This window comes from Mesorhizobium sp. M7A.F.Ca.CA.001.08.2.1, assembly GCF_003998455.1.
GTDB classification, from domain to species: domain Bacteria; phylum Pseudomonadota; class Alphaproteobacteria; order Rhizobiales; family Rhizobiaceae; genus Mesorhizobium; species Mesorhizobium ciceri.
Genome location: NZ_RZPW01001374.1, coordinates 1 through 656 on the forward strand (window position 1 = coordinate 1; position 656 = coordinate 656).

General features: G+C 62.0%; 2 pseudogenes. One reads left to right on the forward strand and one right to left on the reverse strand.

The annotated features are described in order from the left end of the window. Window positions 1–195 (forward strand): annotated as a pseudogene (locus EN914_RS37490) (DUF982 domain-containing protein); the annotation flags it as partial. A gap of 249 nt (window positions 196–444) precedes the next feature. Here EN914_RS37490 and EN914_RS37495 read toward each other — a convergent pair. Beyond that, window positions 445–656 (reverse strand): annotated as a pseudogene (locus tag EN914_RS37495) (GcrA cell cycle regulator); the annotation flags it as partial.

The following is a 656-nucleotide window of genomic DNA, read 5'->3' on the forward strand; positions in this document are numbered from 1 at the left end:
GTCTACCGCAGCGCGTTGAACGCCTGCAGCGCGGCGATTGCCGCCCAGATCTCCGAAGCCGACGCCATGAAGGTGTTTACCGGCTTTGCCCGGGTGACCGGCATATTGGTCGGCGAGGGCAACCCGCCGATGGCGATGGACGCAAGGAGCATGCAGAGCCGCACGCCCAAGCAAGGCCGGCAGATGCCGAAATAGGGCTTTGCTTCTTTCTCCCCGTTTACGGGGGTGAGGTGTGATCCGAGCAGCGGACGAAAAGCCAATTGCTTGGCTTTTCGAACAGCGAACGCCCGGCAGGGCAATGAGGGGCGGCGCCAGCGCTTCGGTAAGTGGCATCTGAATCGGATGCTTGAATTTCATGTCAGCTTCCATCCTGCCTCGTCAGCGCTGCCCCTCATTGCCCTGCCGGCACCTTCTCCCCGTGAACGGGGGAGAAGAGATCAAACCTCACCCCTTCGCAACAAATACGCGGCGCTGGAAGCGCGCCTGGTGGTAGGTACAATAGCTTTTCAGCGCCCTGGTGCGCATGCCGCAGCACAGCATGTCGGCGCCTGGGCGGCTGCCTGGCGCCCCCTCTTCGGCAATAGAAATGTCCGGATCCACCTCCACCGTCAGATCCAGCGGCGCACGGCAGCGTGAAAACAGGCAATCGATGAAGC